Consider the following 7,892-nt stretch of genomic DNA (forward strand, 5'->3'; position numbering starts at 1 on the left):
CCAAATTATTTTAAGGAAAAGAGGTTTCAAAGATGAAAAAAGTTACATCCATGGCCTTATCCCTGCCCTTATTGTTCAGCTTCGCCACAGGCGCTCTTGCCAAAAGCGAAGTACATCCCGTGCCGCAAAGTGATTCTAACTTGGGCGTCTATTACGAGATTTACGTCAATTCCTTCTATGACTCTAACAAAGACGGAAACGGCGACCTGAACGGCATCCTGCAAAAGCTGGATTATTTAAATGATGGAAACCCGCATACGAAGAAAGATTTGGGCGTCGATTCGCTGTGGCTGATGCCGATCAGTCCTTCCCCCAGCTATCATAAGTATGATACGACGGATTTCTACAGTGTAGATCCGCAGTATGGCAGCACGGAAGACTTCCGCCGCCTGACGCAAGAAGCGCATAAGCGGGGAATGAAAGTGACGATCGATCTTGCGCTCAACCATACCAGCAACAAGCACCCGTGGTTTCAGGAAGCCGCAAAGGACAAGAACAGCCCGTACCGGGATTATTATATATGGGCCGACGAGAACACAGACCTGAATGAAAAAGGACCCTGGGGACAGCAGCTCTGGTATGAGACGTACCCGGGCTCCGGGGACTATTACTACGCTCTGTTCGTCGATTTCATGCCGGATTTGAACTTTGACAATCCCAAATTGCGTGAAGAGATGATCAATGTCGGGAAGTATTGGCTGAACCAGGGAGCGGACGGATTCCGCCTCGACGCAGCCATGCATATCTACAGCAAAGCAGATGAAGCGGATAAGAATGTCGTATGGTGGGATGAGTTTAAGCGGGGACTTGCCGAGGTCAAGCCGGATGTTTATCTGGTTGGAGAAGTGTGGGACCGTCCGAACAAAATTGCGCCTTATTACAAAGCGCTGGATTCTTCATTTAACTTCGACTTGTCTTCGAAGATTTTGGATGCCGTGCAGAACGGCTCGGACAATGGACTGGCAGCGTTTGAAAAGAGCGCTCTTGATTTGTATCGCCAAAACGGATCAAATCCAATCGACGCCCCTTTCCTGACCAATCACGACCAGGTGCGTACCATGTCCTTACTGAACGGGGATGTCAATAAAGCGAAATTGGCCGCCTCCATCCTGCTCACTTTACCAGGCAACCCGTTCATTTATTATGGAGAGGAAATCGGAATGCTTGGGCAAAAACCGGATGAGTTTCTCCGTGAGCCGTTCCGGTGGTACCCTGAAAGCGGAGAAGGGCAAACGGATTGGGAGGCTCCCCGCGATAATACAGGTTCGGACGCCGTCTCCGTAGAGGCGCAGGCGAAAGATAAGGACTCCCTGCTCTCCCATTACAAAGAGCTGATCCGCTTCCGTCATGAGAGCCCTGCCCTAATGAAAGGCGACATCCGGGAGATGCCGACCGGAGACAGCCGCATTATGGGATACTCCAGAACATTTGAAGACGACTCCGTACTCGTTCTGCATAATCTGAGCGGTGAAACGGTAACGATCCAATTGTCCAACGAAGCATGGCAGGGGCGCAAGATCGAATTCTCCACTTCAAATGAAGTGAAAATCAAGAAAGCCGGCGATCAGCTGAACATCACCATCCCGGCCTATACAACAACCTTCGGTTTGAAATAAGGTTGGGCTAATGTACAAACAGGCTTGTAAAACGGCTGAATCAGCGGTTTTACAAGCCTGTTCCATTATTTTATGATTTCATGCACAGCCGTAGGCCTTCTCGTCGATTAGGCGTTGGCTGCTTCCTTGGATTCCAGTTTTTTCAGAGCCGTTTCTTCGTCTTCCACCACACCGAAATCGATCAGCAGTTGTTCCAGTTCGTCCATTTCGATCGGAGTCGGAATGTTCAGCATTTCGTTGTGCAGGATTTTGTCAGCCAGTTGTTTGTACTCGTTGGCTTGGTTGTGCTCAGGGTTGTACTGAGTAACCGTCATTCTTCTCAGCTCGGCATGTTGAACGACGTTGTCGCGAGGTACGAAGTGGATCATTTGCGTGTTCAAGCGACGTGCAAGTTCCATGATCAGCTCGTCTTCACGGTCGGTGTTACGGGAGTTACAGATCAGGCCGCCCAGACGAACGCTGCCGCTTTGAGCATATTTCAGAATACCGCGTGCGATGTTGTTGGCTGCGTACATAGCCATCATTTCGCCGGAGCAGACGATGTAGATTTCTTGCGCTTTGTTCTCGCGGATAGGCATTGCGAAACCGCCGCATACAACGTCACCGAGTACGTCGTAAGAGATAAAGTCCATGCCGTCATAAGCGCCTTGCTCTTCCAGGAAGTTGATGGAAGTGATGATACCGCGGCCTGCACAGCCTACGCCTGGTTCCGGACCGCCGGACTCAACGCAGAGGATGTCGCCAAAGCCGGTTGCTACTACGTCTTCCAGTTCGAGGTCTTCGACCGAACCCAGTTCAGCGGCCATGTGAAGCACTGTTTGTTGAGCTTTCGTGTTCAGGATTAAACGAGTGGAGTCAGCCTTAGGGTCACAGCCTACGATCATGATCTTTTGACCAAAAGTAGTAGCCAACTGAGCCAGCGTGTTTTGCGAAGTCGTGGATTTACCGATACCGCCCTTACCGTAGAATGCGATTTGTCTTGGTTTCTTACTCATGAATAATCATCCTCCATTATATAGAATACTTAGGTTATTTATTGATATAAGTCCTGAACGGCCGTCGTCATCAAATCCCTAAATCTTTGTAGAACTCGACGCTTTCCAGCAGCAGCTCTTCGATGCCGCCTTTACCGGAAAGTGCTGCAATCCCTTTTTGCAAAAGCTTGCGCCTTGGCGAATCGCCGATCCCCGAGCACAATAGCATTTGGCAATCACCGAGCATGGCCGCCGTATCGTCAAAAATCTTCTTTTTGTCATCCGGACTGCTGCACTCGGCCCTTCCGCTGCAATACGCTTCAACCTTGCGTACTTCCAAAAGCTTCGTCTTTTGTTCCGAGACGTCATAGATCCAAAACTCGCTCGCGTGACCAAAGTGTACATTAACTTTCCCGCCGCCCCGTGTTGCAACAGCGATTCGGACCGCGGCAAGTTCGGATGCCGGAAGCCCGGCCGATTTCGGAGTATGCTCCTCGCCCGCCTGCTGCTTCTCTGCCATCTGACGGCTTGCTTCGTCGGCGGCGTCAATCGTTTCCACTGAAACGCCTCCTTTTAAGAAAGGTTAATGATAAGCAATGAGAAAGTCGCGTGTGATATTACATAACATGATGCGGGAGTTGGTTTAACTCGTTAGAGCCATCTTAGACTTTGTAGACAAAAGCTGTCAATGACACTTAAGCGCATACATTACTCTTTGACAAATCGTTCAAACACTGCGTCATGTTATCTTACATAAACCTCTGATTATCCGCTTTCATTTTAGGAATAAATCGCTTACATTGTTAAAAAGAAAAGCGCACAAGATGCGCTTATCGAAAGACTTCTCTTCCATTCATCAGAACATTTCCAAAATAGTTCACCATTTCCGCCGTCCCCCGATAGCCAACACTGACATGAAAAGAGGAGCCGAAGCGGTTAAACACAGGAAAGCCGAAAGGAATAAAAGGAATGCCCCTTTCTTCCGCCACCGATTCGCTGTAAGAGCTGCCGATCCATAAATCGGCTGTCTGCGCCGTTTCTTTTTCGAATATCAGCGATTCATGGACATGCTCAAACGACTTGACGCCGACTTCCGAAAGCCACTGGGACAGCGAGCGCAAATGGTCCGGCTCTAGCCGCGACAATCCGCTTCCCTCTGAACGTTGAACAAGTGTCCAGCATGCAATCCAGAAGAAACTGCCGCTGCCAGCGGTATTTGACCTGAACCTCGCTTCCGCTCAGCTCAAGCAGGAATTGAAAGAATTCATCCGTCTCCTGCAGACCGGTTATGCCTTGGAATACACGATAAGGGATGTTCAGCTCTTTACTGAGCAGCTTGGCGCAGGGCTCCATGCAGCGTCCGACCGCTACGGTGCAGCCGGAGGAAACCATTTCTTTCAGATAGTCCAAGGGAACCCCGCCTCGGGATAAAGAGGTATGGCCTGTCAGCAGATGACCCGTCAGCGAAGAAGACAGATCGGGTAGTACGATAACCTCCATGCCAAACGAAGCGATGATTTCTTTTAATTCCATAACATCTCCCGGTGTCAGATGAGGACCAGGCAGGAGGTTGATCCGGTTGCGGTGTTTTTTGGGCGGGGCTTTGGGACGGGAATTGATTATTTCTTCGATTACGGCATGTACAACACGGGCATATCCCGATTCAATCGAGCCCTCATAATCCGGAAGCGACAGGGTCAACAGCAGCTTGTCTTGAAAAACCGGCCGGTTCTCCTCCAAATAACGGCTTGTAATTCCCTGCAAATCCTCTCTGGTCGCCTCCGTTAACGAAGTGCCGATAAGGGCAATGACATCCGGGCTATCCTCGGACATTGCATGCCGGATCGCTTCACAGACCACTTTGTCGGCACCGAGGATGACATCGGAATCTTGAATGGATACATTTTGTATAGAGACGGGTTCGCGGAAGTGGCGGGACAAGACCGTCCGGATTGATTCAGCACACCCCGATACCCCGTGCAGAATAGGGATGGAGCGGTAAATTCCCTGAAGGGAAAGCACGCCGCCAATCGTCTGGTTGCCAAGCAGGAGATTGCCCGGCAGCGGTCCGGTAGCCGAACTGAAATGTATACTCATCGGTCACACCTCCCACGGCGAACGGCGGCGGACCATTTGCCAAATGGGCTGTTCCAAAATATTCATAAGATCCTCGGCCATTCTCCGCAAGCCGGCATATCCCGAGTACAACTTCAGGCGCTCTCCGTCAATATCCAGAAACGGTATTTTCTCTTTTAAAGGCACATAGGCGCTTCGCCCGCTGACGATCATCAGATCGGCTTTCCGTCCCTCATACAGCTCAAGTATGCTTTTTTCGTCAATCTCCGTAATGATCAGGGTGTCATCCTTGATTCTTTCCTTGATTCGGGACACATCTTCCCGGGCATTTGAATGGGTGCCGATGGCCGCGATCCGCAGACCGAGCTCATACAGCGCCGAGATATACAACCAGCTCTCCGCCCCTTCCGTAAAGAGCACGACTTTTTTTCCCTTCAGAGGTTTGCAGGTCAAGGAAATTTCTTTGCGAACGCGCGCCTCCTCCTTCCGCATATACCGTTGAAGTCTGTCATCCAGCTCCGCATCCTGAAAGTAGTAAGCAAGCTGACGCAGAGAGAACCGGATTTCATTGGACCCGCAGAAAGATCCCTCACAAAAAGGAATACCGAACGAATCCTGCATGTGCCTGGCCAAATTCAACATCGACCTGCCGCCTACAAGCATATTCACCTTCGCAAAATGGGCCGCACGCAGTTCATCAAAGGAACAGTCTCCCCCAATTCGCGTCACTACACGAATTCCCGTCTCGGACAATAAGCCTTCGATTTCCTTCATCTCTTGCGAAAAAGGATACTCGCCGATTAAATTTATATCAAACGGAGTGCATTCTTTGTCCTCGACGTCCGTTGTTGTACCGATCACTTTCTCGAATAAGGCCTCCCCTGCATACCGGCTCCCTATGTTCTGGCCTCCGGCAAATCCCGGATTATGAACGGCGATCACCGGAATTCCCCAAGCCTGCTCCGCCTTTTCACACACAGCATTCAAATCCTCCATTGTAAAAAGAGTGGCGCAGGTCGCATACACAAAGACACAAGGCGGATGGTGCCGACGGACAATATGGCCGATCATTTGCAGAAGCTTTTTCTCGCTGCCGAGCATTAAATCTTCTTCCGTCAATCCCATCGAAAACACAAGCTTGGACAACGAGCCGCCAGGCGACTGCGCCCTCAGCATTCCCCAGCCGTTTTGAAGACAGCTTGCAGTGCCGTGAACCAAATGCGCCGTGTTTATAATCGGCATCAATACCGACTGTGAGCCCTGAAAAGCGCAGGGGTGTGTCCGCTCCCCCGGCTTTGGACTGGAGCAGCCCATTTTATCCGGACAATTATTATGTTCGCATGCAGGTTCAACAAACAAGCCGGAATGATGCATTGGATCACCCTCCAATCATACAATTTATATCTAATTATATTTAATTATCAATATTTATAATGTATTTCATCGAATTTGGGTGCAATGTCCGTGCTTCACAGGGGAAGTGGTATGCAGTGTGGTATTGATGTTTTGGTCGGAGAAAAAAAGAAAAGCAAAAATAAAAATAAAAATAGGCTTATAAGATCGCTAAAGCAATCTTATAAGCCTATTTGATGATGCCGGTGAGAGGACTCGAACCTCCACGGTTTCCCTCACGATTTTGAGTCGCGCGCGTCTGCCATTCCGCCACACCGGCGCGGATCATGGAAATGAGATCATTTCCTCTAAATAAAGCAATGGAGGCGCCACCCAGATTCGAACTGGGGATAGAGCTTTTGCAGAGCTGTGCCTTACCACTTGGCTATGGCGCCGTATAAAGATGGAGCGGACGACGGGAATCGAACCCGCGACCCTCGCCTTGGCAAGGCGATGCTCTACCGCTGAGCCACGTCCGCAAAATGGCTGGGGATATAGGATTCGAACCTATGCATGACGGAGTCAAAGTCCGTTGCCTTACCGCTTGGCTAATCCCCAATACATTCCAATAAATAATATGGGGCGATCGATGGGACTTGAACCCACGAATGCCGGAGCCACAATCCGGTGCGTTAACCCCTTCGCCACGACCGCCATATGTTATGGAATGCTGAAATAATTTGGCAGGGGCAGCAGGAATTGAACCCACACTAACGGTTTTGGAGACCGCTGTTCTACCTTTAAACTATGCCCCTAAACTGGTGGAGGATGATGGATTCGAACCACCGAACTCGTAAGAGAACAGATTTACAGTCTGCTGCGTTTGGCCACTTCGCTAATCCTCCAGGAAAATGGTGCCGGCGAGAGGACTTGAACCCCCAACCTACTGATTACAAGTCAGTTGCTCTACCAGTTGAGCTACACCGGCTTATTCAATTATTAAATTCATGGTGGCTCGGGACGGAATCGAACCGCCGACACGAGGATTTTCAGTCCTCTGCTCTACCGACTGAGCTACCGAGCCAAACCTGTATTGAAATAAATGGCGGAACCGACGGGATTCGAACCCGCGATCTCCTGCGTGACAGGCAGGCATGTTAGGCCTCTACACCACGGTTCCACGAGGCTTCTTCTCTAAGAAGAATTGGTTGCGGGGGCAGGATTTGAACCTGCGGCCTTCGGGTTATGAGCCCGACGAGCTACCGGGCTGCTCCACCCCGCGTCAGTAAAAAGTATTTATTTAGTAATATCATGGTGGAGGCTGAGGGGATCGAACCCCCGACCCTCTGCTTGTAAGGCAGATGCTCTCCCAGCTGAGCTAAGCCTCCATAAAAGAACAATTGTTATCTTACCAGATATCTCTACTGTAAAGCAAGTTTGAAGATGGTGACCCGTAGGGGATTCGAACCCCTGTTACCTCCGTGAAAGGGAGGTGTCTTAACCCCTTGACCAACGGGCCATACCTTAAAATATAGTGGCGGAGAGAGAGGGATTCGAACCCTCGAGACGCTTTTGACGCCTACACGATTTCCAATCGTGCTCCTTCGGCCAACTCGGACACCTCTCCATAATGGCTCCCCGAACAGGACTCGAACCTGTGACAACTCGATTAACAGTCGAGTGCTCTACCAACTGAGCTATCAGGGAACAATATTCAATTCAGGCTTGATCGCCTGAAAACTGGAACCGAAACGAAACTTGCGTTTATCTTGGATAAGCCCTCGACCGATTAGTATTGGTCAGCTCCATGCATTGCTGCACTTCCACCTCCAACCTATCTACCTCGTCGTCTTCAAGGGGTCTTACTAATTGGGAAATCTCATCTTGAGGGGGG

The 7,892-nt window shown here is 50.1% G+C and carries 6 protein-coding genes, 15 tRNA genes and 1 rRNA gene; 1 reads left to right on the plus strand and 21 read right to left on the minus strand.

Annotated features, from left to right (window positions below; translation table 11 throughout):
• The first annotated feature begins 32 nt into the window (after positions 1–32).
• On the plus strand, positions 33–1,616 hold the full coding sequence (locus EH198_RS22795) for an alpha-amylase family glycosyl hydrolase (RefSeq protein ID WP_124697822.1): 1,584 nt from the start codon (positions 33–35) through the stop codon (positions 1,614–1,616).
• A gap of 107 nt (positions 1,617–1,723) precedes the next feature.
• On the opposite strand, the gene nifH is transcribed toward EH198_RS22795, so the two are convergent.
• The 21 genes from nifH to EH198_RS22900 all read right to left on the minus strand — a co-directional run.
• On the minus strand, positions 1,724–2,611 hold the full coding sequence (gene nifH, locus EH198_RS22800) for a nitrogenase iron protein (protein WP_124697823.1): 888 nt from the start codon (positions 2,609–2,611) through the stop codon (positions 1,724–1,726).
• A gap of 70 nt (positions 2,612–2,681) precedes the next feature.
• Entirely contained in the window at positions 2,682–3,149 is a 468-nt protein-coding gene (locus EH198_RS22805; protein WP_124697824.1) for a NifB/NifX family molybdenum-iron cluster-binding protein, read from the minus strand.
• A gap of 271 nt (positions 3,150–3,420) precedes the next feature.
• On the minus strand, positions 3,421–3,711 hold the full coding sequence (locus EH198_RS22810) for a nitrogenase component 1 (RefSeq protein ID WP_185703031.1): 291 nt from the start codon (positions 3,709–3,711) through the stop codon (positions 3,421–3,423).
• Positions 3,662–4,687 carry a nitrogenase component 1 gene (locus EH198_RS22815; protein WP_124697826.1) on the minus strand — a complete coding sequence of 342 codons (1,026 nt, stop codon included), beginning with the start codon at positions 4,685–4,687 and terminating at the stop codon, positions 3,662–3,664. The genes EH198_RS22810 and EH198_RS22815 overlap by 50 nt, the downstream gene beginning before the upstream one ends.
• A gap of 3 nt (positions 4,688–4,690) precedes the next feature.
• Entirely contained in the window at positions 4,691–6,040 is a 1,350-nt protein-coding gene (locus tag EH198_RS22820) for a nitrogenase component 1 (protein ID WP_124697827.1), read from the minus strand.
• Between the two features lie 219 nt (positions 6,041–6,259).
• Positions 6,260–6,338, minus strand: a tRNA-Leu gene (locus EH198_RS22825).
• A gap of 41 nt (positions 6,339–6,379) precedes the next feature.
• Positions 6,380–6,453, minus strand: a tRNA-Cys gene (locus tag EH198_RS22830).
• A gap of 9 nt (positions 6,454–6,462) precedes the next feature.
• Positions 6,463–6,537: transfer RNA gene (locus tag EH198_RS22835), tRNA-Gly, on the minus strand.
• Between the two features lie 4 nt (positions 6,538–6,541).
• A tRNA-Gln gene (locus tag EH198_RS22840) sits at positions 6,542–6,616 on the minus strand.
• A 20-nt stretch (positions 6,617–6,636) separates the two neighbouring features.
• Positions 6,637–6,712, minus strand: a tRNA-His gene (locus EH198_RS22845).
• 27 nt (positions 6,713–6,739) lie between these two features.
• Positions 6,740–6,813 (minus strand) — tRNA-Trp (locus EH198_RS22850).
• A gap of 4 nt (positions 6,814–6,817) precedes the next feature.
• Positions 6,818–6,903: transfer RNA gene (locus tag EH198_RS22855), tRNA-Tyr, on the minus strand.
• Positions 6,904–6,910: 7 nt separating this feature from the next.
• Positions 6,911–6,986 (minus strand) — tRNA-Thr (locus tag EH198_RS22860).
• 20 nt (positions 6,987–7,006) lie between these two features.
• A tRNA-Phe gene (locus EH198_RS22865) sits at positions 7,007–7,082 on the minus strand.
• A gap of 19 nt (positions 7,083–7,101) precedes the next feature.
• Positions 7,102–7,178 (minus strand) — tRNA-Asp (locus EH198_RS22870).
• A 25-nt stretch (positions 7,179–7,203) separates the two neighbouring features.
• A tRNA-Met gene (locus tag EH198_RS22875) sits at positions 7,204–7,280 on the minus strand.
• Positions 7,281–7,310: 30 nt separating this feature from the next.
• A tRNA-Val gene (locus EH198_RS22880) sits at positions 7,311–7,386 on the minus strand.
• A 56-nt stretch (positions 7,387–7,442) separates the two neighbouring features.
• Positions 7,443–7,517: transfer RNA gene (locus EH198_RS22885), tRNA-Glu, on the minus strand.
• Positions 7,518–7,533: 16 nt separating this feature from the next.
• A tRNA-Ser gene (locus EH198_RS22890) sits at positions 7,534–7,625 on the minus strand.
• A gap of 4 nt (positions 7,626–7,629) precedes the next feature.
• Positions 7,630–7,705 (minus strand) — tRNA-Asn (locus EH198_RS22895).
• 62 nt (positions 7,706–7,767) lie between these two features.
• Positions 7,768–7,892 (minus strand): 23S ribosomal RNA (locus EH198_RS22900); the annotation flags it as partial.

Source organism: Paenibacillus rhizophilus (assembly GCF_003854965.1).
GTDB lineage: Bacteria > Bacillota > Bacilli > Paenibacillales > Paenibacillaceae > Paenibacillus_AQ > Paenibacillus_AQ rhizophilus.

Excerpts from the sequence above, each read along its gene's own strand:
- EH198_RS22795 (WP_124697822.1), top strand. The coding sequence starts at position 33 with ATGAAAAAAGTTACATCCATGGCCTTATCCCTGCCCTTATTGTTCAGC.
- nifH (WP_124697823.1), bottom strand. The coding sequence starts at position 2,611 with ATGAGTAAGAAACCAAGACAAATCGCATTCTACGGTAAGGGCGGTATC.
- EH198_RS22815 (WP_124697826.1), bottom strand. The coding sequence starts at position 4,687 with ATGAGTATACATTTCAGTTCGGCTACCGGACCGCTGCCGGGCAATCTC.
- EH198_RS22820 (WP_124697827.1), bottom strand. The coding sequence starts at position 6,040 with ATGCATCATTCCGGCTTGTTTGTTGAACCTGCATGCGAACATAATAAT.